Source organism: Dongia soli (genome assembly GCF_034044715.1).
Lineage (GTDB): Bacteria > Pseudomonadota > Alphaproteobacteria > Dongiales > Dongiaceae > Dongia_B > Dongia_B soli.
The window spans coordinates 624,544-645,828 of sequence record NZ_JAXCLW010000002.1; the positions used below are offsets into that span (position 1 = coordinate 624,544).

21 protein-coding genes are annotated in these 21,285 nt (G+C 59.2%); 16 read left to right on the forward strand and 5 right to left on the reverse strand.

What is annotated here, in order from left to right:
• Positions 1 to 28: 28 nt before the first annotated feature.
• Together trpE and SMD27_RS09390 are read right to left on the reverse strand one after the other, a co-directional pair.
• On the reverse strand, positions 29 to 1,543 hold the full coding sequence (trpE, locus tag SMD27_RS09385) for an anthranilate synthase component I (protein ID WP_320508108.1): 1,515 nt from the start codon (positions 1,541 to 1,543) through the stop codon (positions 29 to 31).
• On the reverse strand, positions 1,540 to 3,417 hold the full coding sequence (locus SMD27_RS09390) for a SurA N-terminal domain-containing protein (protein WP_320508109.1): 1,878 nt from the start codon (positions 3,415 to 3,417) through the stop codon (positions 1,540 to 1,542). Before SMD27_RS09390 ends, trpE begins: the two co-directional genes overlap by 4 nt.
• Positions 3,418 to 3,572: 155 nt before the next feature.
• Here SMD27_RS09390 and tpiA point away from each other — a divergent pair, with 155 nt between their 5' ends.
• The 16 genes from tpiA (at position 3,573) to SMD27_RS09470 (ending at position 18,725) form a co-directional block, all read left to right on the forward strand.
• Complete coding sequence (gene tpiA / locus SMD27_RS09395) at positions 3,573 to 4,334, forward strand: triose-phosphate isomerase (protein WP_320508110.1); 762 nt, start codon at positions 3,573 to 3,575, stop codon at positions 4,332 to 4,334.
• Between the two features lie 98 nt (positions 4,335 to 4,432).
• Entirely contained in the window at positions 4,433 to 4,858 is a 426-nt protein-coding gene (gene secG, locus SMD27_RS09400; protein WP_320508111.1) for a preprotein translocase subunit SecG, read from the forward strand.
• Between the two features lie 113 nt (positions 4,859 to 4,971).
• The gene (locus tag SMD27_RS09405) at positions 4,972 to 6,597 is read left to right on the forward strand and encodes a CTP synthase (protein ID WP_320508112.1); all 1,626 of its coding nucleotides are present in this window, start codon (positions 4,972 to 4,974) and stop codon (positions 6,595 to 6,597) included.
• Between the two features lie 40 nt (positions 6,598 to 6,637).
• Positions 6,638 to 7,498 (forward strand): 3-deoxy-8-phosphooctulonate synthase, encoded by an 861-nt coding sequence (gene kdsA, locus SMD27_RS09410; protein WP_320508113.1) that lies wholly within the window; start codon positions 6,638 to 6,640, stop codon positions 7,496 to 7,498.
• Between the two features lie 122 nt (positions 7,499 to 7,620).
• The gene (locus SMD27_RS09415) at positions 7,621 to 7,797 is read left to right on the forward strand and encodes a DUF1272 domain-containing protein (protein ID WP_320508656.1); all 177 of its coding nucleotides are present in this window, start codon (positions 7,621 to 7,623) and stop codon (positions 7,795 to 7,797) included.
• Between the two features lie 95 nt (positions 7,798 to 7,892).
• Positions 7,893 to 9,158, forward strand: coding sequence for a YihY family inner membrane protein (locus tag SMD27_RS09420; protein WP_320508114.1), 1,266 nt, complete (start codon positions 7,893 to 7,895; stop codon positions 9,156 to 9,158).
• Between the two features lie 157 nt (positions 9,159 to 9,315).
• A complete protein-coding gene (eno, locus tag SMD27_RS09425) occupies positions 9,316 to 10,593 on the forward strand; it encodes a phosphopyruvate hydratase (protein ID WP_320508115.1) in 1,278 nt (425 codons plus the stop codon).
• Between the two features lie 84 nt (positions 10,594 to 10,677).
• Positions 10,678 to 11,031, forward strand: coding sequence for an FtsB family cell division protein (locus SMD27_RS09430; RefSeq protein WP_320508116.1), 354 nt, complete (start codon positions 10,678 to 10,680; stop codon positions 11,029 to 11,031).
• A 205-nt stretch (positions 11,032 to 11,236) separates the two neighbouring features.
• Entirely contained in the window at positions 11,237 to 12,262 is a 1,026-nt protein-coding gene (gene pdhA, locus SMD27_RS09435; RefSeq protein WP_320508117.1) for a pyruvate dehydrogenase (acetyl-transferring) E1 component subunit alpha, read from the forward strand.
• 14 nt (positions 12,263 to 12,276) lie between these two features.
• Positions 12,277 to 13,680, forward strand: coding sequence for a pyruvate dehydrogenase complex E1 component subunit beta (locus SMD27_RS09440; protein WP_320508118.1), 1,404 nt, complete (start codon positions 12,277 to 12,279; stop codon positions 13,678 to 13,680).
• Between the two features lie 29 nt (positions 13,681 to 13,709).
• Complete coding sequence (locus SMD27_RS09445) at positions 13,710 to 15,047, forward strand: pyruvate dehydrogenase complex dihydrolipoamide acetyltransferase (protein WP_320508119.1); 1,338 nt, start codon at positions 13,710 to 13,712, stop codon at positions 15,045 to 15,047.
• 75 nt (positions 15,048 to 15,122) lie between these two features.
• On the forward strand, positions 15,123 to 15,491 hold the full coding sequence (locus SMD27_RS09450) for a hypothetical protein (RefSeq protein WP_320508120.1): 369 nt from the start codon (positions 15,123 to 15,125) through the stop codon (positions 15,489 to 15,491).
• 22 nt (positions 15,492 to 15,513) lie between these two features.
• Positions 15,514 to 15,882, forward strand: a complete 369-nt coding sequence (locus SMD27_RS09455; RefSeq protein ID WP_320508121.1) for a hypothetical protein — start codon at positions 15,514 to 15,516, stop codon at positions 15,880 to 15,882.
• Between the two features lie 44 nt (positions 15,883 to 15,926).
• Positions 15,927 to 17,327: a dihydrolipoyl dehydrogenase gene (lpdA, locus tag SMD27_RS09460; protein WP_320508657.1), complete on the forward strand. Its 1,401-nt coding sequence runs from the start codon at positions 15,927 to 15,929 to the stop codon at positions 17,325 to 17,327.
• A 10-nt stretch (positions 17,328 to 17,337) separates the two neighbouring features.
• Positions 17,338 to 18,291, forward strand: coding sequence for a lipoyl synthase (gene lipA / locus SMD27_RS09465; RefSeq protein WP_320508122.1), 954 nt, complete (start codon positions 17,338 to 17,340; stop codon positions 18,289 to 18,291).
• Entirely contained in the window at positions 18,291 to 18,725 is a 435-nt protein-coding gene (locus SMD27_RS09470; protein ID WP_320508123.1) for a type II toxin-antitoxin system RatA family toxin, read from the forward strand. The genes lipA and SMD27_RS09470 overlap by 1 nt, the downstream gene beginning before the upstream one ends.
• Here the strand turns inward: SMD27_RS09470 and SMD27_RS09475 are convergent.
• Genes SMD27_RS09475 through SMD27_RS09485 form a run of 3 tightly spaced genes read right to left on the reverse strand, consistent with a single transcriptional unit; the run spans position 18,622 to position 21,224 of the window.
• On the reverse strand, positions 18,622 to 19,560 hold the full coding sequence (locus SMD27_RS09475) for a hypothetical protein (protein ID WP_320508124.1): 939 nt from the start codon (positions 19,558 to 19,560) through the stop codon (positions 18,622 to 18,624). The two genes, SMD27_RS09470 and SMD27_RS09475, sit on opposite strands and share 104 nt — an antisense overlap.
• Positions 19,557 to 20,027 carry a CinA family protein gene (locus SMD27_RS09480; RefSeq protein ID WP_320508125.1) on the reverse strand — a complete coding sequence of 157 codons (471 nt, stop codon included), beginning with the start codon at positions 20,025 to 20,027 and terminating at the stop codon, positions 19,557 to 19,559. The genes SMD27_RS09475 and SMD27_RS09480 overlap by 4 nt, the downstream gene beginning before the upstream one ends.
• 24 nt (positions 20,028 to 20,051) lie before the next feature.
• Positions 20,052 to 21,224 (reverse strand): bifunctional 2-C-methyl-D-erythritol 4-phosphate cytidylyltransferase/2-C-methyl-D-erythritol 2,4-cyclodiphosphate synthase, encoded by a 1,173-nt coding sequence (locus SMD27_RS09485; RefSeq protein ID WP_320508126.1) that lies wholly within the window; start codon positions 21,222 to 21,224, stop codon positions 20,052 to 20,054.
• Between the last annotated feature and the right edge of the window lie 61 nt (positions 21,225 to 21,285).

Here is a 21,285-nt window from a genome sequence, read left to right on the forward strand (position 1 = left end):
TGGATAAGCCGACGGACGCGGCCTGAGCTTAGCGATTGCCGCGTCCGGCGGCGAAACGGACGGCTTCCTGGGCCGCGCGGACCAGGGCACGTGCCTTGTTCTGGCATTCCTGGTTCTCGCTTTCCGGGACGCTGTCATGCACGATGCCGGCGCCCGCCTGGACATACATGACGCCGTCCTTCACCACAGTGGTGCGCAACGCTATGCAGGTATCCATCGTGCCATTGGCCGCGAAATATCCGACCGCCCCGGCATAGATGCCGCGCTTCTCCGGCTCGAGCTCCTCGATGATTTCCATGGCGCGCACTTTCGGCGCGCCGGAAACCGTACCGGCCGGGAAGCCGGCCCGGAGCGCATCCATCGCGTCGTATTTCTTGTCGATGCGCCCTTCGACATTCGACACGATATGCATGACGTGGGAGTAGTTCTCGATCGTGAACTGATCCGTCACCTTTACGGTGCCGATCTGCGCCACGCGGCCGACATCGTTGCGGCCAAGATCCAGCAGCATGAGATGCTCTGCCAGCTCCTTCTGATCTGCGAGCAAATCCGCGGCCAGCGCCCGGTCTTCCTCCGGCGTTGCACCTCGCTTGCGCGTCCCGGCGATGGGGCGAATGGTGACCGTGTCGTCGCGCAGCCGCACCAGGATTTCGGGGCTGGAGCCGACGATGGAGAATCCGCCTAGATCCAGGAAGAACAAAAACGGCGAGGGGTTCACCCGGCGCAACGATCGATAGAGCGCGAAAGGGGGCAGGGTGAAGGGCAGGCTGAAACGCTGTGACAGCACCACCTGAAAGATATCGCCGGCCAGGATGTAATCCTTGGCCTTCCGGACCATGGCATGGAATTGCGTATCAGTCAGATTAGATCTTGGTTCCGGCAGATCGGGAAGCGGTTCACCGCCGCCACGCTGCTGCGGTAGGCTGCGATCAAGATCGGCCACGATATCGTTCAGCCGCTCCAGAGCTTGATTATAGGCCGCCCGGGCGGAAACCCCCTCGCGCGGCCAGATCGGCGTGACGACGGTGATCATATCCTCGACATTGTCGAAGATGGCGACCACGGTTGGCCGCAGGAAAAGGCTGTCCGGCAAAGGCAGGTTGTTCGGCGTCAGATCGGGCAGAACTTCCATCTGCCGGACCATGTCATAGCCGAGATAGCCGAAGAGACCCGAGGCCATGGGCGGGAGCCCGGCCGGCAGTTCGATGCGGCTCTCGGCGATCAGGTCCCGCAGCGAGGCTAAAGCAGGTTTATCGATCGCCTCGAATTCGTCGGGCTGAAACCTTGCCTGGCGGTTGATTTCCGCTTTTTCGCCTCGACATAGCCAGATCAGGTCGGGCTTGAGACCAATAAGCGAATAGCGCCCCCGGACGGCACCGCCTTCGACGGATTCGAACAGGAAGGAATTGGCGCGTCCATCGGAAAGCTTGAGCATGACTGAGACAGGCGTCTCCAAGTCGGCAACGAGCTTGGTCCAGACGACTTGCGGCTTGCCGTCGTCATAGGCGGCAGCGAAGGCGCTAAAATTCGGCTCCGCCTTCATTCTTCCGCCATGACTTTGTCGATCAGCTGATCGTTGCGTTTGACGGGAATCCGCTGCTGGAGTGCGGCGGCGAATTGCGCGCTCAATTCGTTGCGGATGTCTTCCAGCAACTTGTCGCTGACGATCTTGGCTTCATCCTTGTGATCGGCGGCAACGGCTGGGGTGATCGCCGTCAATTTTGCGATGACCGGGCCGTCCGCTGCCTGGCCTTGCGCATAATCGCCAATCTTTGCGGCGAACAACTTCCGCGCCAGGTCTACGTCGATGCCGTTATCGGTATCGCCGACATCGCGGGTGAAGGAGGCACTCGACTTGATCTCCAGCTTCATGGCTTTGGCTTCGGTTGCCATGTTGCCACCCTGGCGGAGCTTTTCAACGAGCGCCTTCGCTCTTTCGGTCGCGACGCTGCGCTGCTTATCAGCGATCCAATCCTGGGTGACCTGATCCTTGATCTCCGCCAGAGGCTTCAATTCAGGCGCGGTGACGCCGGTCACCTGCACAACGGCATAGCCGCCATCCGGCATGGCTGTGAGCTGGCTGGTGCTACCGCTCTGGGTTTGCTGGATCAAGCCCAGCACTTCCGGCCGCAGACCCAATTCTTTGCCGTCGCGATCGGTGCCGAGCGAATCAACAGCCGGCAGACTTATCGCCTTCAATTTCAGCTTGTCGGCGGCTTCGGAGACGCTCGCACCACCGGCGAGGGCATCTTCCAGCTGATTGACGATAGAGACCATCGAATCGCTGGCCCGGGAGAGGGCGATCGTATCCCGCAGCTGATTCTTGACCTGATCCAGACTCTGGGTACTAGCTGGCGTGATGCTCTTCACATGCGCCAAATGCAAGCCGAAGGGGCTCTTGATGGGCGCCGAGACGCCGTCGGCAGCAAGCGCAAAAATGGGATCCTGCAATTCTTTGGGCTGCAGCTTATCCTTGGTCACCGTACCGAGATCGACCGGCCCGCTGCCGGTGACTTCCTTGACGGCTTCGGCAAATGCCTTGCCTGATTTCATGGCCGCGAGGATTTTGTCGATCGATGCCTGATCCTGAACCACGACCTGCTCCACGTCGCGCAATTCAGGCGTCCGGAACTCGGCCTCTCGGTTCTTGTATTCCTGCTGGATATCGTCATCCGACACAGTGATGTCTTTCGCGAAATCCGCCGGCGAGAGTTGCAGGACCGTGGCGGCACGATATTCCGGCCGCATATATTGCTGCGCATGATCCTTGTGGAATTGCGTCAGGGCGGCATCATCGGGCGTGCCGACATCAGTGATCGAGGCCGAGGGAAGGATCAGGACATCGGCGGTGCGGGTTTCCGCCTGATAGCTGTAAATTTCATCCGCCAGGATCTGCGGCAGCACGATGTTACTGAATAGGGCGCGATAGAGCTGCCGGTCCTGGAGATCATCGCGGACGCGCTGATAGAAGGCCGCTTCGTCATATCCTTCCTGGCGGATGGCCGCGAGGAATTGATTGCGATTGAACTTGCCGTCGATGCCCTGGAAGCTTTGCTGCGACTGGATCGTTTGAACCACCAATGTGTCCGGGACGGTCAGCCCCAGTTGGTGAGTATAGACCTGCATCAGATTGCGGTTGATGCGCTGATCTACCAGCTTTTGCGGGACACCTGCAGCCCGGATCTGGTCCGGTGTCAACTGTACGCCCTGGCGCTGATATCCTTGGATCAGCAGTTGCAGATCCCGATGCAGATCGGTCTGGCTATATTCCAGATCGCCCACCGTCGCCACCGGCGTGCTTTTGCCGCTGTTCCGGAAAATATCGCCCACGCCCCAAGCGGCAAAAGCAACGATCAGGATCACGAACAGGATTTTTGCCACGAGCGAGGTGGTCTTATGCCGGATGGTGCTGAGCATCTTGATCTACCAGTTGAAAATCGGCCGGCATCATAGGGATAGCGGCTGGCTGCGGCAAGCGTTCCGGACTTGGAAATGTAATCTATCCGGCTGGCCGGATCGGGGCGGCCTGTGATAGGAAGGCCGCCGCCACTGGAAAAAGGATAAATCGAACCATGTCGACGCCGAATGTACGGCCGCTGGCGGCCGGCAATTGGAAGATGAATGGCAGCAGCGAAATGACCTTGTCCCTATTGAAGGGACTGACGGAACGGCTGAAATCCGCCGGCGGAAGTCTGGCGGCGGAAATCCTGGTTTGTCCGCCATTCCCCTATCTGGCGGCGGCCATCGCTTTGGTGGACAAGGACATTGCCGTCGGCGGACAGGATTGCCATCCCAAGGCTTCCGGCGCCCATACTGGCGACGTGGCGGCAGCGATGCTGGCGGATATCGGGTGCCGGTATGTCATTCTGGGGCATTCGGAGCGCCGCACGGATCATGGCGAATCCAGTGCGGAAGTCGCGGCGAAGGCGGCAGCGGCGCTCGTAGCGAAACTGACGGCAATCATCTGCGTTGGCGAAACGGAAGCTGAGCGGGATCGCGGCGAGGCGTTGAAAATCGTGGAAAAACAGATCGTTGAATCGCTTCCCCCCGCGGGCTCGGCAAGCAATCTGGTGATTGCCTATGAACCGGTTTGGGCGATCGGCACCGGGCGTACGCCGACAAGTGATGACGTGGCTGCCGTGCATGGTCATATCCGCAAGCTCTTGCGGACCAATCTGGCTGATGGCGGTCAGGTACGCATCCTCTATGGCGGCTCCGTCAAGCCAGCCAATGCGGCAGAACTGATGGCGATTCCCGACGTAAACGGCGCGCTGGTCGGGGGCGCCAGTCTAAAGGCCGAGGACTTCTGGGCAATCGCCGAGGCTTGCCGCTGACGCAATAGCTGTCCAGGGCGCTTATATCTTTCGCTGGCCAAGCGGCTGCAAAACCGCTAGAACGCCGCAAATTGACGTGAATTCAAAGGATTGGTGCGATGATTATCGTACTGGTATTGCATATCGTGATCGCCGTCTTTCTGGTCGGTCTGATTCTCGTGCAGAAGAATGAAGGCGGCCTAGGTGGGCTGGGCGGCAGCGGGTCTGGCAGTGGCGGTATGGGCGGCTTTCTGGCCGGCCGGACGCAGGCCAATCTGTTGACCCGGATGACCGGCGGTCTGGCAGCGGCGTTTTTTGTTACCAGCCTGGTTCTGGCGATTATGTCGACCCATGGCGGCCAGACGCAGCTTGTGCCCGACGTGACCGCGCCGGCTGGTACGGCCCCGGCGGCTCCCGCGCCGGCGGCTCCGGCGGATTCCGGGACGCTGAACCTGGAGAAGGGCACCACGACGACTCCGGCGGCGCCACAACCGGGGGCACCACAGCCGGGGGCACCGCAGCCGGTCGCACCGGCGGGTCAGTAAGCCGCAATCCTGGGTCGCGGCTTAGTCCGCGATTCTCGTCAAGAAGTAAGTTGAACCGGGGCAGCGATTGTTCGCTTGCCCCCTTACCCTGTTTCGTTTCATAAAGTCACTCCATGACTCGCTTTATATTTATCACCGGCGGCGTGGTTTCCTCTTTGGGAAAAGGCCTGTCGTCGGCGGCTCTCGGCGCGCTGTTGCAAGCCCGGGGCTTCAAAGTCCGTCTCCGAAAATTAGATCCGTATTTGAACGTTGATCCGGGCACCATGAGCCCGTATCAGCACGGCGAGGTCTATGTGACGGATGACGGTGCGGAGACCGACCTTGATCTCGGCCATTACGAGCGTTTTACCGGGATTTCCTCCCGGCGCAGCGACAGCGTGACCACCGGCCGGATCTACTCCGACGTCCTCGCCAAGGAACGGCGGGGCGACTATCTCGGCGCCACCATCCAGGTCATTCCCCATGTGACCGATGCCATCAAGGACTGGATCAAGGCCGACGTCACCGACGAGGATTTCGTGCTGTGCGAAATCGGCGGCACGGTCGGCGATATCGAGAGCCTGCCGTTCCTGGAAGCGATTCGTCAGTTCGCCAATGAAGTCGGCCGCGAACGCGCCATGTTTGTGCATTTGACCCTGGTTCCTTGGATCCCGGCAGCCGGTGAGTTGAAGACCAAGCCGACCCAGCATTCCGTCAAGGAGCTGCAATCGGTCGGTATTCAGCCGGATATCTTGCTCTGCCGCTGCGATCGCGAAATCCCTGCAGATAGCCGGCGGAAGATCGCGCAGTTCTGCAATCTCCGCCCATCGGCGGTCATCCAGGCCTTGGATGTCGACACCATCTATGCTGTGCCGCTGGCCTATCACGCCGAAGGCTATGACCGCGAGGTTTGCCGCCATTTCGGTATCGAGGCGCGCGAGCCGGAACTCGGCCGCTGGCAGCAGGTGGTCGATCGCATCCGCTCGCCGGAAGGCGAGGTAACGATCGCTGTGGTCGGCAAATACACATCCTTGCTCGATGCCTATAAATCGCTGGCGGAGTCGCTTCGCCACGGCGGCATTGCGAACAATGTGAAGGTCAACCTCAACTGGATCCATTCCGAGGTCTTTGAGCGCGACGATGCCGTGCAGCATCTCGAGAATGTGCATGGCATTCTGGTGCCGGGCGGTTTCGGCGAACGGGGATCGGAGGGTAAGATCGCTTCGGCCCGTTTCGCCCGTGAGCGCAAGATTCCTTATTTCGGCATCTGTTTCGGCATGCAGATGGCGGTGATCGAAGCGGCGCGCCACTTGGCGGGGATCAGCAAGGCCGGTTCAACCGAATTCGGGCCCTGCGAAGAGCCGGTGGTGGGTTTGATGACCGAATGGGTACGCGGTAATACTTTGGAAAAGCGCGCGGCGGGTGGCGATCTCGGCGGTACCATGCGGCTCGGCGCCTATGACTGCAACCTCGCGGCCGGAAGTCAGGTTGCAGAGATCTACGGCACCCCAGCGATCAGCGAGCGGCATCGTCATCGCTACGAGGTCAATATCAACTACAAGGATCGGCTGGAGAAGGTTGGCTTGCGTTTTTCTGGCATGTCGCCGGACGGTGTCTTGCCGGAAATCGTCGAGATCCCCGACCATCCGTGGTTCATCGGCGTACAATTCCATCCGGAACTGAAATCGCGCCTGTTCGAGCCGCATCCATTGTTTTCGTCGTTCATCGCAGCGGCGGTGACACAATCGCGCCTGGTGTAACAGACACCAAAGCAAGCACTGCCATGGGATCAGGCATAAGATGAGCACTATTCGCGTTGGAAATATCGATATCGCCAATCATGCACCCATGGTGATGATTGGCGGCATGAACGTCCTGGAAGAACGCGATACGATTTTCCAGGTCGCGGAGGCTTTTTGCGCGGCCACACAGCGCATCGGCATGCCCTATATTTTCAAAGCCTCTTTCGACAAAGCGAACCGCTCGTCGATCCACTCATTTCGTGGTCCCGGTCTAGAAGAGGGATTGAAGCTGCTGAGCGAGGTCAAGTCGCGGTTCGGCGTTCCAATTCTTACCGATGTGCATACGCCAGAACAGGCGGCGCCAGCTGCGGAAGTCTGCGACATCATCCAGGTGCCCGCTTTCCTGGCGCGACAGACCGATCTCATTGCGGCCATGGCGGCGACGAAGGCGGCCATTAATGTCAAGAAGCCGCAATTCATGAGCCCGCCGCAGATCAAGAATATCGTCGAGAAGATCCGTGAAGGCGGCAACGAACGGATCCTGTTGTGCGAGCGTGGTTCCTGCTTCGGCTATGACAATCTCGTGGTCGACATGCTGGGCTTCCGCGCGATGAAAGCCGTCAGCAATGATCTGCCGATCATCTTCGACGCGACACATGCCCTGCAGATGCGCGATCCGACCGCGGAAAAATCTGGCGGCCGGCGTGGCCAGATCGCCGAGCTCGCGCGGGCCGGACTGGCGATCGGCATCGCGGGACTGTTCATCGAAGCCCACCCCGATCCGGATAAGGCTAAATGCGACGGGCCATGCGCCTTGCCGCTGGCGAAATTGCCCGCCTTCCTGGAACAGATGAAAGCCCTGGACGACTTGATCAAAGGTTTCACGCCGCTTGATATCGACGGGAAAGGGCAGGGCTGATCTAGACCGCAGAAGCCTGTCGAGATGGCAGTGAATGCTGTCTGATCGTCATTGTCGCTGGCAGTCAGGCGATCCAGAGTTATGGGATGAACCAGCGATGGAGGTATCCGATGGCTCTCGAGATGCGACCGGTTTGCGAGAAATGCGGTCGGAACCTGCCGCAGGATGGCGAGGCCTATATTTGCTCCTACGAATGCAGCTTTTGCGCTAACTGCACGCAGGACATGTCGGGGGCTTGCCCGAATTGCAGTGGCGAATTGCTCCGCCGCCCGAAACGCCAGGCGAAGGCGACCGCTTAAATATCACGAATCCTTGCTTCGCCGAAGCGGAGGCCCGCGATTGACCCGCTCTCAATCGCCTTCTACCCTAACGGGAAGTTGAGTGAGGGGAGCGGATGAAGAAGGCCCAAGAGATCGTTGCGATTGCCATATCCATGGCGCGTCAGGCTCCCGGCCTGATCTATTACGTCTGGCAACGTTTCAACCAGGATTCATGTGCGTCAATCGCGGCGGCGCTGAGCTATAACTCATTGCTCGCTTTGGTGCCGTTGCTGGCGATCGGCCTAGCCATGTTCGCAGCCTTCCCCGCCTTCAGCTCGATCCGCGAAAACATGCTGCAGGCAATCTTCGATAACCTGGCGCCCTCGATCAGCGATAGCGTCAGCCAATATCTCCAGACGTTCGTCGAGAATGCCGGCAAGGCCACCGGTGCCGGCGTCATCGGCCTCGGCGTCACGTCGATCCTGCTTTTCAATACAATTCAAACAGCCGTCGATCGCATATGGGGCGTGACCGTCAGCCGGACTAATCTCAACCGGCTGATCATCTATTGGGCTCTGATTACCCTCGGTCCGATTCTGTTCGGCGCCAGTTTTTCGATTTCCGGCTATGTTTTCGCAACGGTCAGATCCGTTGGTGCTTATGGTATCTCCACCGGCTTGCGCGTCTTGACCACGCTGATGCCTTTTCTCCTTGAGACAATCGGATTTGCCGTATTTTACCGGCTTATTCCGTCGCGCTACGTCCGGCTTGGCGATGCCGTGACGGGGGCTGTCATCACGGCTCTGCTTTTCGAATTCTTGAAGCAAAGCTTCGCACTCTATCTCTATTACGTGCCGACCTATCAGGCTGTTTACGGGGCAATCGCCACGCTGCCGGTCTTTCTTCTTTGGATGTATCTGGTTTGGCTGATGATCCTGGTCGGCGCTGAGATCACTGCTGCTTTGCCGGAATGGCGCGCCGGCCGCCGTAGCGTCGGCGGCGGCATCCGGCGGTCGGATACCTTTGCGTTAGCCCTTGGTGTGCTGGGGGCCCTACGGCGAGCATCGCTACACGGAACAGGTCTGCGGCTGATACAATTGCAGTCAGGCTTGCAAGCCGATCCCCACCGGCTGCTGGCTATTCTCGATAATTTGAAAGATAGCAATATCCTGACCCGCGGTGAAAACGACCGCTGGCACATCAGCCGCGATCTCCGCAGTCTCAGCCTGTTCGATCTCTGCCGCCATCTCGGCCTGACGCTTAGCGATCCTTCGGAGAGCCCGACGAGGCTGGCTCCCTTGGTTGAGCATCTGAATGAGGCCGAGCGGGAGATGCTGAGCCAATCGGTTGATGACAGCTTGACGTCGCTCGATCATGGTTCTGGCGCCAAATCCCGATAGAAAATTTTACCTTATTGAATAGAGGCGGTTTCAGATCACACGTGAATCGCTTAAGCGATTCCACTTGTGATCATCCGGCCCTAGTAGGGACGGATCGACCTCGCTATAAAAGTCGACCTAATTGTAATCGGCATCCTTCCCCGAAGAGGTTAGAGACATGAGCGCCATCATCGACATCAATGCCCGTCAAATCCTGGACAGCCGCGGCAATCCCACCGTGGAAGTCGACGTCGTGTTGGAAAGCGGTGCCTCGGGACGGGCCGCGGTGCCCTCCGGTGCCTCCACGGGTGCGCATGAAGCCGTTGAATTGCGTGATGGGGACAAGAAGCTTTATCTCGGCAAGGGCGTCCTCAATGCCGTGGCCGCGGCGAATGGCGAGATTTTCGATGCCATCGGCGGGCTGGAAGCCGACGATCAGGTGAAAATTGACCAGACGATGATCGAGCTGGATGGGACGCCGAACAAGGCGCGCCTTGGCGCCAATGCCATTCTTGGCGTCAGCCTCGCCGTTGCCAAGGCTGCGGCGGAAGAGGCGGGGCTGCCGCTTTATCGCTATGTCGGCGGTACCCAGGCGCGGATCCTGCCGGTCCCCATGATGAACATCATCAATGGCGGCGCCCATGCCGACAATCCCATTGATTTCCAGGAATTCATGGTGCTGCCGGTAGCGGCGCCAAGCGGCAGTGAGGCGATCCGCTGGGGCGCCGAGATCTTCCATGCCTTGAAAGCGCAGTTGAAGGCTGCCGGACATAACACCAATGTCGGCGATGAAGGCGGCTTCGCGCCCAACCTGGCCAGCGCCGAAAAGGCCCTGGACTTCATTATGCAGGCGATTGAAAAAGCCGGCTTCAAGCCCGGCAAGGATGTTGCCCTGGGACTTGATGCCGCTTCTACGGAATTCTTCAAAGACGGCAAATATCATCTGGAGGGCGAAGGCAAGGTGCTGGATGCCGGCGGGATGGTTGACTTCTACGCCAAGCTGGTCGCGGCCTATCCTATCGTCTCAATTGAAGATGGCATGGCTGAAGACGATTGGGCGGGCTGGAAGGCGCTGACCGATAAGCTGGGGGGCAAGGTACAATTGGTGGGCGACGATTTGTTCGTTACCAATCCGGTACGGCTGGCTGACGGCATCAAGCGCGGGGTGGCCAATGCCATCCTGGTCAAGGTCAATCAAATCGGTACGCTGACGGAAACCCTGGAAGCGGTGGAGATGGCGCACAAGGCTGGCTATCGCGCAGTCATGTCGCATCGTTCTGGTGAAACCGAAGATGCCACCATCGCGGATCTCGCGGTCGCGACGAATTGCGGGCAGATCAAGACAGGTTCGCTGTCGCGGTCCGATCGTATCGCCAAGTACAACCAGCTCATTCGCATCGAAGAGCAACTCGGCTCGGCGGCGCGTTATGGTGGTCGCGCAGCCCTGGCACGCTAAATAATCGCTCGATCAACACGATTTTACGTGTCCGATTCGCTTTTGAGTTGACGCCTGGAATCGAGATGTGATTCCGTATTTTTCATGGATCTACGTCGCGAATTCAGGCGCCGCTCGCGCCAAGTACTTTGTCAGCTGCTTGGCGCATGCATAGCGGGATATTTTGTCTACCACGCGGTACAAGGCGACCGCGGGGTCATTGCTTGGATTCAGGTCAACCAACGTCTCGCCCAGGCCCAAGCGGATCTTGATCGCACCAACGAAGAACGTAGTGCGTTGGAGCAGCGTGTCGCTCTCTTGAGCAACAGCAGTCTGGACCTGGATATGCTTGAAGAGCGGGCCCGCGTCATGCTCAATTTCAGCCACCCCGACGACCTTGTGATCTTCCTCGATGATGCGGCAAATAAGGCTTCCTCAGCGCCTCACTCGGTGAATTAACCGGTGTCTGGTTAATCGAAACAAAATCCTTTTGTTTCAGTTTTTTAACCCTCCTTGATTTTGCTGTTCACCTACCCATAATACAAGTCCAACAGGTCGATGGGATGCAAAGTCCCCGTTTCGATCACGCATTTAAAAAAGACCGCACCAAAAGATCACCGTAATTCGTTTCGCAGACCACCATCACCATTCGAAGGGGAGGTTCATGGCAAAGGCAACTCAAGCTAAGGCCGGTGCAGCGCGCGCCGCCCGCGGCAAGGATTCGTCGGCCACCTCGGAAGAGCTCATTGGTTACTATCGTGACATGCTGTTGATCCGCCGCTTCGAAGAGAAAGCGGGACAACTCTACGGCATGGGCCTGATTGGTGGTTTCTGCCATCTCTATATCGGCCAAGAAGCCGTCGTCGTCGGTATGCAGGCTGTGGCCGAGGAGGGCGACAGCATCATCACCAGTTACCGCGATCACGGCCATATGCTGGCTTGCGGCATGGACCCAAAAGGAGTCATGGCGGAACTCACCGGCAGACGGGGCGGCTATTCCAAGGGCAAGGGCGGCTCGATGCACATGTTCAGCCGCGAAAAGGGTTTCTTCGGCGGTCACGGGATCGTCGGTGCCCAGGTGCCGCTCGGAACCGGCCTGGCTTTCGGCCACCATTATCGCGGCGACGGGAAGGTCTGCATGACTTATCTCGGCGACGGCGCGGTCAATCAGGGGCAGGTCTATGAGGCTTTCAATATCGCTTCGCTATGGAAGCTGCCCGTCGTCTACATCATCGAAAACAATAAATACGCCATGGGCACCAGCCAGCAGCGTTCGTCTGCGGGAACCGAACTGTGCAAGCGCGGCACTGCATATGACATCCCCGGCATCCAGGTGGACGGGATGGATGTGCTTAAGGTGCGCGAAGCCGGCGAGATGGCGGTCGCTCATGCCCGCGCCGGTAATGGGCCCTACATCCTGGAAATGATGACCTACCGCTATCGCGGCCATTCGATGTCCGATCCAGCCAAGTATCGCAGCAAGGAAGAAGTTGCGAAGATGCGCCAGGAACATGACCCGATCGATCATCTGAGGGATCGGCTCCTGTCAGGTAACCATACCGATGAAGCGGCCTTGAAGAGTATCGACAAGGAGATCAAGGAGATCGTCTCCACCGCTACCGAATTCGCCCAGAGCAGCCAGGAGCCAGATCCGGCCGAGCTCTATACCGATGTGCTGATCGAGGCCTGAGAGGGATACATATCATGGCGATCGATATTCTGATGCCCGCTCTCTCTCCGACGATGACCGAAGGCAAATTGGCCAAATGGCTGAAGTCGCCAGGCGATCAAGTCAAGGCCGGCGATATCCTGGCCGAGATCGAAACCGATAAGGCCACGATGGAAGTGGAGGCGGTGGATGAAGGTGTCCTCGACCGCATACTGGTCGAAGCGGGCACCGATAATGTAGCGGTCAATAGCGTGATTGCTATCTTGCGCGGCGAAGACGAGGCAGCCGGCACAGAGCCTGCAAAGAAGATGGATGGTGCCACGGCACCGGTGCCCCAGCCCCAAGCGCAAGAGGCAAAGGCGCCCGAAACAAAAGCGCCGGAATCCAAACCTGCCGAACCGAAGGCTGCTGCGCCAAAGGCAGCGCCGATTCCCATGGAAGCGGATTATGCCGGCCCGACCGTCACGCAGACGGTTCGCGAAGCTCTACGCGACGCCATGGCGGAAGAAATGCGCCGTGACGAGAACGTGTTTTTGATGGGCGAGGAGGTCGCGGAATATCAAGGGGCTTATAAGGTCAGTCAGGGCCTGCTGGAGGAATTCGGCGCTCGCCGGGTGATCGATACGCCAATCACGGAACACGGCTTTACCGGGATCGGCGTAGGCGCTGCTTTCAGCGGATTGCGCCCGATCGTCGAATTCATGACCTTCAACTTCGCGATGCAGGCAATCGACCAGATCATCAATTCGGCAGCCAAGACGCTATACATGTCCGGTGGCCAGCTTGGTTGCCCGATCGTCTTCCGTGGGCCCAATGGTGCCGCGGCGCGTGTGGCTGCACAGCATTCCCAATGCTATGCCAGTTGGTATGCCCATTGCCCAGGTTTGAAGGTCGTGGCGCCCTGGTCTGGCGCGGATGCGAAAGGACTGCTGAAATCGGCGATCCGCGATCCCAATCCAGTGATCTTCCTGGAAAACGAGATCCTGTACGGCCAAAGCTTCGAGGTGCCGAGCGATCCCAACTGGATCGTTCCGATCGGCAAGGCGAAGGTTGTGCGTCCTGGCAAGCATGTGACGATCACCGCTTTCTCCCGGATGGTCAGCGTCGCATTATCGGCGGCGGAAGATTTGGCGAAAGAAGGTATCGAGGCGGAAGTCATCGATTTGCGGACGATCCGGCCATTGGATGTCGAAACCATCGTTACGTCAGTTCAGAAGACCAATCGCCTGGTATCGGTCGAAGAGGGCTGGCCCTTCGCCGGCATCGGGTCGGAATTGTCGGCGGTGATGATGGAAGAGGCTTTTGATTGGTTGGATGCGCCGGTGGTGCGCGTCGCCGGTGTCGACGTGCCCATGCCCTATGCCGCCAATCTGGAAAAAATGGCGCTGCCCCAGCCGCAAACGGTGGCGGAAGCAGCTAAACGCGTCTGTTATCGCTGAACAAGCGGACGGTAGGAGGAGGCGATATCATGCCGATCAATATCCTGATGCCCGCTCTGTCACCGACGATGACGGAAGGTAATCTGGCAAAGTGGCTGAAGAACGAAGGCGACGAGGTCAAGGCCGGTGACGTGATCGCCGAGATCGAGACCGACAAGGCGACGATGGAAGTCGAAGCGGTCGATGAAGGCCGTATCGGTAAGATCCTGGTGCCGGCTGGTTCCGAAGGCGTCAAGGTGAATGACGTCATCGCGGTCCTGCTGGAAGAAGGTGAAGATGCCAGCGCCATCGGTAAGGCTGCACCAGCGCCGAAGCCGGCCGAGCAACCGAAGACCGAAGCAAAGCAGGCGGAGCCAAAAGTCGAAAGTGCGCCTCAGGCTGCGCCGACACCTCAAGCTGGTCCTGCAGCGACGCCGGCACCCCGGGTACCGGCAAAAGCTGATGCCGGGGGAAAAAGCGAGCGCATCTTCGCTAGCCCGCTCGCGCGACGTATAGCGACGGAAAAGGGGATCGATCTCGCCGGTATCAATGGATCGGGTCCGCACGGCCGCATCATCCGACACGACGTCGAAGAAGCGGTTGGCAAAGGCGGTGGCGCGAAACCGGCTGCGGCTGCTGCTGCCGGAGCAAAGGCGCCGGCAATTCCCGGCACGCAGGGTTTCGGCGAAGGCGCATTCGATCTCGTTCCCCACACCAATATGCGCAAGACGATCGCGCGGCGTCTGCAGGAATCGAAGCAATTCGTTCCGCATTTCTATCTGACGGTGGATTGCGAAATCGACCGCCTGTTGGAATTGCGCGAGGAGATCAATGCCGCGTCGCCCACTGAAGGCGAAGGCGCTTATAAGCTATCAGTCAACGATTTCCTGATCAAAGCCTGCGCCGTTGCCTTGAAGAAAGTACCCGCTGCGAATGCGTCTTGGAGCGATGACGGCCTCAAGATGTATAAGACGGCTGATATTTCTGTCGCGGTTGCGATTCCCGGCGGACTGGTGACGCCGATCATCCGCGAAGCCGAACGCAAAAGTTTGACAGAGATTTCATCAGAGATGAAATCTCTGGCGAAACGAGCGAAGGACGGCAAACTTAAGCCGGAAGATTACACTGGCGGCAGTTTCTCACTGTCCAATCTCGGGATGTATGGCATCAAGGAATTCAGCGCCATCATCAACCCGCCGCAGGCTTGCATTCTGTCGGTGGGCGCTGGCGAGCAACGTCCGGTCGTTCGCAACGGCAAGATCGAGATAGCGACGGTCATGAGCATCACGCTGTCGGTCGATCATCGGGCCGTCGATGGCGCTCTCGGCGCAGAATATCTGGCAGCATTGAAGCGGCTGATCGAAAAGCCACTCGGCATGCTGGTGTGAGATGACGCTGCAGGGCGTGGCCGCCAGACAAGTAAAGAGCCAGAGTCCTGGGGACCGATCGTCCCGGGGGCGGCGATGACGCGGCGTGGCTGGACCTTGCTGATCGTCGCTCTCGTGGTCCTCGGCCTCGTGGCGATTTATCTTTGGTCAATGCAGCGCCAAGCCCCTATTGTTTCTGCGCGCTATAAAGAGGTCTTCGTTGAGAACTGTCTGAAGCAGGCCAATGACGCGGCCCAGCAGCAGAATAAGCCGTTCAATGAAGAGCAAAAGCAGATGCTCCAGCAGGTCTGTAACTGTGGTGCGGCCCGGAGTTCCTCCGTCTTAAGTACGACGGACGTCAACACTTTCCTCGCCAATCCGAGCGATCCGGCGATGCTCGATAAGATCAAGCCAATCCTCGAGGCCTGCGCCAAGGAGTCTCGGGGATCGGGCACCGCGCCGTAACCGGCTGGACGGATCGCGAAAGATGCGCAGATTTCTTCTGATCTTCATTGCGGTCATCGTCGTGACAGCGGCAATCGTCGTTGGCGCTATCGTTTGGACGATCGGCCAGTTGGACGATCCGGCGAGCCGCCCGAGCCTGGCCTTCAAGGCGCGTTTCGCCGAGGGCTGCGTAAAGACCGCGTCGGAAAGTGGGTCAGCCGGCAGCAATGAGCTGAGCGATCAGCAGCGTAACGATCTAGCATCGGTTTGCGATTGCGCGGCGGAATATGTGCGGCAGGATGTTGCTGAGACCGGCGTTGCAGGAACCTTGCATATGCTGATAGTCGAAGGTCCGAAGGCGAAATTGCTGCGTGCCTTGGATAGTTGCCAGACCACACCATCTGCGCCCTAAGGCGCGACGATAGAACCCGCATCCTTGACGGGAAGGAGTTGATGATGAGCGATAATGCCTTCGACCTGATTGTCGTCGGTGGTGGTCCTGGCGGTTATGTCGCCGCCATCCGAAGCGCCCAGCTCGGCTTGAAGACGGCTGTGATCGAACGCGAGCATCTTGGCGGCATCTGCCTCAATTGGGGGTGTATTCCGACGAAGGCGCTGCTGCGCTCGTCGGAGATTGCCCATCTCATCCGCCATGCCGGTGATTACGGCTTCTCGGTCAGCGGTTTCACCATCGATCTGCCAAAAATCGTCGAGCGGTCGCGCAAGGTTGCAGCGCAGCTTTCCGCTGGCGTCAAACATCTCCTCAAGAAGAACAAGGTGACGGTTTTTGACGGCCATGGCCGGCTGAATGGCGCAGGCAAGCTGAGTGTCGAAAAAGACGGCAAGAAACTAGCGGACTTGACCGCGAAGCATATCATCCTGGCGACCGGCGCCCGTGCGCGGGCTCTGCCGGGTCTCGAGCCGGATGGCAAGCTGGTTTGGACCTATAAGGAAGCCATGGTGCCGAAAGAGATGCCAAAAAAGCTGCTGGTGGTCGGCAGCGGGGCGATCGGTATCGAATTCGCCAGCTTCTATCGCGGCCTCGGTGTGGACGTAACTGTCGTGGAAGTGGTCGATCGCATCCTGCCGGTGGAAGATGCGGAAATCTCTGCCTTCGCCCACAAATCCTTCGAGAAGCAGGGTATGAAGATTATCACCGGTGCGGCGGTGAAGGCGCTGAAGAAATCCGATAATTTCGTGACCGCCACGATCGAAAGCGGCGGCAAGTCCCAGGACATCACGGTCGACCGGGTCGTCCTCGCCGTGGGGATCGTCGGTAATGTCGAAAACTTGGGTCTCGAGGGGACCAAGATCAAAGTCGAGAAAGCCCATATCGTCGTGGATGAATTTTGCCGTACCGGCGAGCCCGGCGTTTATGCCATCGGCGATTTGGTCGGCGCGCCATGGCTGGCGCATAAGGCCAGTCATGAGGGCGTGATCTGCGTGGAGAAGATCGCTGGGCTCAACGATGTTCATCCGTTGGATGTCCGCAGCATTCCCGGATGCACCTATTGCTCGCCCCAGATCGCCAGTGTCGGCCTGACCGAACAGGCGGCCAAGGACAAAGGTTATGAGATCAAGGTCGGCCGTTTTCCCTTTATCGGCAATGGCAAGGCGATCGCCCTGGGCGAGCCGGAGGGCATGGTCAAGACCGTGTTCGACGCCAAGACCGGCGAATTGCTGGGGGCTCATATGATCGGGGCCGAGGTGACGGAACTCATTCAGGGTTATACAATCGCCAAGACATTGGAGACCACCGAAGCGGAACTGATGCATACCGTCTTCCCGCATCCGACCCTATCGGAAATGATGCATGAGGCGGTCCTGGCAGCTTATGGTCGGGCCATCCATTACTAAGGAATTCGCGATGAGCGAGAAGGCAGCAGCTTTACGGCACCCGGAAAAGGCGCACCGGCCGGATACGCCGGTCCAGCGTAAGCCGGATTGGATTCGCGTCAAGGCGCCGGTCAGCATTGAATATGCCGAGACCAAGGCGCTGATGCGGCGGCTCAATCTGAATACGGTTTGCGAGGAAGCGGCCTGCCCGAATATCGGCGAGTGCTGGAAACAGAAGCATGCGACGGTGATGATCCTGGGATCGGTTTGCACCCGGGCCTGTGCGTTCTGCAACGTGGCGACCGGCCGGCCGGATCTGCTCGATCCGCATGAGCCGGCGCATGTCGCCGAGGCGGTCGGGCAGCTCGGCCTCAATCATATCGTGATCACATCAGTCGATCGCGACGATCTCGATGACGGTGGTGCGGCGCACTTTGCCGAAACCATCCGACGCATTCGCGATGCCTCACCCGAAACGACGATTGAAGTTCTGACACCCGATTTCCAGAAGAAGCCGGGGGCGTTGGAAACGGTCATCGAAGCCCGGCCGGATGTCTTCAATCACAATCTGGAAACAGTGCCACGGCTCTATCGCAATGTGCGGCCTGGTGCGCGTTACTATGCGTCGCTGCGCCTGCTGCAGAAGGCGAAGGAAGTCGATTCCAAGATGTTCACCAAATCCGGCTTGATGGTTGGATTGGGTGAGAGCTTCGACGAAGTCTGCCAGGTGATGGACGACATGCGAGCCGCCGACGTCGATTTTCTGACGATCGGCCAATATCTCCAGCCGACCCGCAAGCACCACCCGGTGGATCGTTTCGTACCACCGGAGGAATTCGATCAATTGAAACGCCAGGGGCAGGGAAGGGGCTTCCTGCTGGTTGCCGCGTCGCCGCTGACACGCTCGTCGCATCATGCGGGCGAAGATTTCAAACGGTTGCAGGCTGCGCGCGCCGCTCAGCAGAAAACGGCTCCGGCGGCGTGATGAAGGTCCATTCGGAACAGCGTAATCTGCCCTATCGGGCGGAGCAGATGTTCGATTTGGTGGCCGATGTCGGCCGCTATCCCGAATTCCTGCCCTGGTGCCTCGGTGCCCGCATCCGGGAAAAGCGCGAGGACCTCGTCGTCGCCGATCTGATGATCGGTTTCAAGATGGTGCGCGAGCGCTTCACCAGCCGCGTCCACCTGGACCGGCCGGACTTGCGCATCGATGTCGAATATATCGATGGTCCGTTTAAATATCTGAAGAATCATTGGACCTTTGCCGATCTCGGCAACGGGCATTGCCGGGTGGATTTCCATTTGGAGTTCGAATTCAGCTCGGCCGTCTTGCAGAAGCTGATCGGCGTCCTATTTCATGAGGCCGTGCGTCGCATGGTTTATGCATTCGAAATGCGGGCGGCGCAGCTTTACCGATAGCCTGCTCCGGCCGATCGCAGTCTCTGCGCAATTCGAAAAAGACCCGGCCTTCCAGCCGCTCGAAGCGATCGGCTTTGCGCCGGAAATCGGCACGTGTGGTGGCGACCGCACCAATCACTGCATCCAGCGCGTCGCCGCCAATATTGTCGAGCAATTGCTGGCGCAAGGCACGCTTGGGGGCCGCCAGCAGATTGAGCTCGATTAGGCAATCGAGAATGCGTTGCCGGGACCGGCGATGCAGTGCGGTGCGGCCTTTGTAGGAGGGATAGCAATCGAGATGTTTGAGGCTGCAGGCGGCGCAGACTTCCATGATCGTCGGTATGCCGCGCCGGCTCGTCATTTGCGGAATGACGATGGCCTTCTTGCTGACGATGAGCGGATGCAGCAGATGTGCCATACCCCACCAGGCCTGGCGATAGAGCCGTAGGTTATATGAATTGAAGGGTGTTCCGGCCAGCCGATCGGTCTGGCGCTTGATCTCAATCAGATTGGTGCGCGTGCGGTTGAGCAGGCGATATGCATCGTGATCCGGGAACCGGGCCGGAAAGCCGGTAATGAAATCGGTCCAGCGTGCCGCATCGACTAGTTCGGCCGGCAGGCTGAACGGGAAATCGCAGCCGGCCACTGTCTGCGGCATGGCGGCAATGTGGCGTGCCAAGGCCGGCAAGGCCAATTGCGGCGCGACGCCAGAATTCGGCAGCTCGGTCGCGGGAAAACAGCGATCGATGACCAGGGGCGCATCATAGGCGGCCGGATCATGCTGTGCCTCGGCAATCCAAATCTTGCGGCCGGCATCGCTCGCGCCGCTGAAATCGATGCCGAGGATGCGCTTCATCTGGCGGCGTCGGATAACAGCTCGAGCGCACGCATGACGCTTTGCAGCCGAACCTCGTGCCGGCGCCCTTCGAAGACATGGCGTTCGACCTTGGCATGGGGATCGCCTTGTTTCGCAATGCCGAGATAGACGAGCCCGACCGGCTTTTCGGCCGATCCGCCGCCGGGACCGGCAATGCCGGTGACGGCGACGGCGACCTGTGCGCGGGAACGCGCAACGGCGCCCAGGGCCATTGCGGCCGCAACCGGATCGCTAACGGCCCCATATTGCTCGATCAGCGCCGCCGGTACGCCCAGCAAATCGGCTTTCGCTTCGTTCGAATAGGTGACGAAGCCCCGATCCACGACATCGGAAGAGCCGGCGATTTCCGTCAGCGTGGCGGCAATCAGGCCGCCCGTGCAGGATTCCGCCGTCGCGATCATCCAGCCACGCTGGCGGTAAAGGTCCAACAGGGCCGGGATATCCATCGCATTCTCTCCGTGTTTGTTGGTCTATCCGATAGGCAAGGCAACCGTTGCAGTTGCCTGGGCGGCAACACCTTCGCCGCGGCCAGTGAAGCCGAGCTTTTCTGTCGTTGTCGCCTTCACGCTAACCCGGTCGCGCTCGATGCCGAGGATCTCCGCAACACGCGTTACCATCGCGTCGCGATGAGGGCCGATCTTTGGCTTTTCGCAGATGATGGTGATGTCGCAATGGGTGATGCTGCCGCCCCGTTGCTGCACAAGCTTGTTGGCATGGGCCAGGAATTTCCACGATTCGGCGCCCTTCCATTGCGGATCGCTCGGCGGAAAATGAGCGCCGATATCCTTCGCCGAAATCGCGCCCAGGACGGCATCGGTCAGGGCATGCAATGCGACATCGGCATCGGAATGACCTTCCAGGCGCCATTCGCAGGGAATTTTGATGCCACACATATGCACGCCGTCACCTTCGATCAATCGATGGACGTCGAAGCCATTGCCGGTGCGGTATTCGAAAGCCTGACTCATTTTGGGATTCAACATCCTTTCCGCGCGCGCCAGGTCGGCCGGCGTCGTGATTTTGAAGTTATCTTCATGCCCCAGTACGAGAGCGACATCAATGCCGGCTGCCTCGGCGACACCCGCATCATCCGTCATTTCGGCATCGCGACCCATCACGGCATGGTGGGCTGACAGAATGGTGTTGTAGTGGAAGCCCTGGGGCGTCTGTGCGCGCCACAGGCCGTTGCGATCGACGGTCAGACCGCTGAAGCTGCCGGCTGCCCGCTTGAGCGTATCCACTACCGGCACCGCGACCAAGGCGGCCGGATGTGTGGCCAAAGTGTCCAATGTGCGGTCGATTGTCGCGGCATCCAGAAAGGGACGGGCAGCATCGTGAATGAGCACCAGATGAGGTGATAAGTCGGCCAGACTTTCCAATCCCAGGCGGACCGATTCCTGCCGGGTTTGGCCGCCATGTACCGGCGGCAGCAGGTCCAACCCGGTCGTCGCCGTCTCATAAAGCGCCTGATAGGTGGGATTGATTACAACCCTGACACCGGCAACGCGCGGATGCGACAGGAAGGTTTCCAGGCAATAGCGCAGGAGAGGTTTGCCGGCGAGGGTCAAAAACTGTTTCGGTATTTCGCCACCGACCCGCAGGCCGCTACCGGCGGCCACGACCAGGGCTATCGCTTTTGTCATTTCGCACCAGATTCGTCTTATGGGCGGTGTCTCGATAGGCCGTCGGACGCCGTTTGCCAAG

Bases quoted from the DNA above. Each gene is read 5' to 3' on its own strand.
- trpE (WP_320508108.1), bottom strand. From the start codon at position 1,543: ATGAAGGCGGAGCCGAATTTTAGCGCCTTCGCTGCCGCCTATGACGAC.
- SMD27_RS09390 (WP_320508109.1), bottom strand. From the start codon at position 3,417: ATGCTCAGCACCATCCGGCATAAGACCACCTCGCTCGTGGCAAAAATC.
- tpiA (WP_320508110.1), top strand. From the start codon at position 3,573: ATGTCGACGCCGAATGTACGGCCGCTGGCGGCCGGCAATTGGAAGATG.
- secG (WP_320508111.1), top strand. From the start codon at position 4,433: ATGATTATCGTACTGGTATTGCATATCGTGATCGCCGTCTTTCTGGTC.
- SMD27_RS09405 (WP_320508112.1), top strand. From the start codon at position 4,972: ATGACTCGCTTTATATTTATCACCGGCGGCGTGGTTTCCTCTTTGGGA.
- kdsA (WP_320508113.1), top strand. From the start codon at position 6,638: ATGAGCACTATTCGCGTTGGAAATATCGATATCGCCAATCATGCACCC.
- SMD27_RS09415 (WP_320508656.1), top strand. From the start codon at position 7,621: ATGCGACCGGTTTGCGAGAAATGCGGTCGGAACCTGCCGCAGGATGGC.
- SMD27_RS09420 (WP_320508114.1), top strand. From the start codon at position 7,893: ATGAAGAAGGCCCAAGAGATCGTTGCGATTGCCATATCCATGGCGCGT.
- eno (WP_320508115.1), top strand. From the start codon at position 9,316: ATGAGCGCCATCATCGACATCAATGCCCGTCAAATCCTGGACAGCCGC.
- SMD27_RS09430 (WP_320508116.1), top strand. From the start codon at position 10,678: ATGGATCTACGTCGCGAATTCAGGCGCCGCTCGCGCCAAGTACTTTGT.
- pdhA (WP_320508117.1), top strand. From the start codon at position 11,237: ATGGCAAAGGCAACTCAAGCTAAGGCCGGTGCAGCGCGCGCCGCCCGC.
- SMD27_RS09440 (WP_320508118.1), top strand. From the start codon at position 12,277: ATGGCGATCGATATTCTGATGCCCGCTCTCTCTCCGACGATGACCGAA.
- SMD27_RS09445 (WP_320508119.1), top strand. From the start codon at position 13,710: ATGCCGATCAATATCCTGATGCCCGCTCTGTCACCGACGATGACGGAA.
- SMD27_RS09450 (WP_320508120.1), top strand. From the start codon at position 15,123: ATGACGCGGCGTGGCTGGACCTTGCTGATCGTCGCTCTCGTGGTCCTC.
- SMD27_RS09455 (WP_320508121.1), top strand. From the start codon at position 15,514: ATGCGCAGATTTCTTCTGATCTTCATTGCGGTCATCGTCGTGACAGCG.
- lpdA (WP_320508657.1), top strand. From the start codon at position 15,927: ATGAGCGATAATGCCTTCGACCTGATTGTCGTCGGTGGTGGTCCTGGC.
- lipA (WP_320508122.1), top strand. From the start codon at position 17,338: ATGAGCGAGAAGGCAGCAGCTTTACGGCACCCGGAAAAGGCGCACCGG.
- SMD27_RS09470 (WP_320508123.1), top strand. From the start codon at position 18,291: ATGAAGGTCCATTCGGAACAGCGTAATCTGCCCTATCGGGCGGAGCAG.
- SMD27_RS09475 (WP_320508124.1), bottom strand. From the start codon at position 19,560: ATGAAGCGCATCCTCGGCATCGATTTCAGCGGCGCGAGCGATGCCGGC.
- SMD27_RS09480 (WP_320508125.1), bottom strand. From the start codon at position 20,027: ATGGATATCCCGGCCCTGTTGGACCTTTACCGCCAGCGTGGCTGGATG.
- SMD27_RS09485 (WP_320508126.1), bottom strand. From the start codon at position 21,224: ATGACAAAAGCGATAGCCCTGGTCGTGGCCGCCGGTAGCGGCCTGCGG.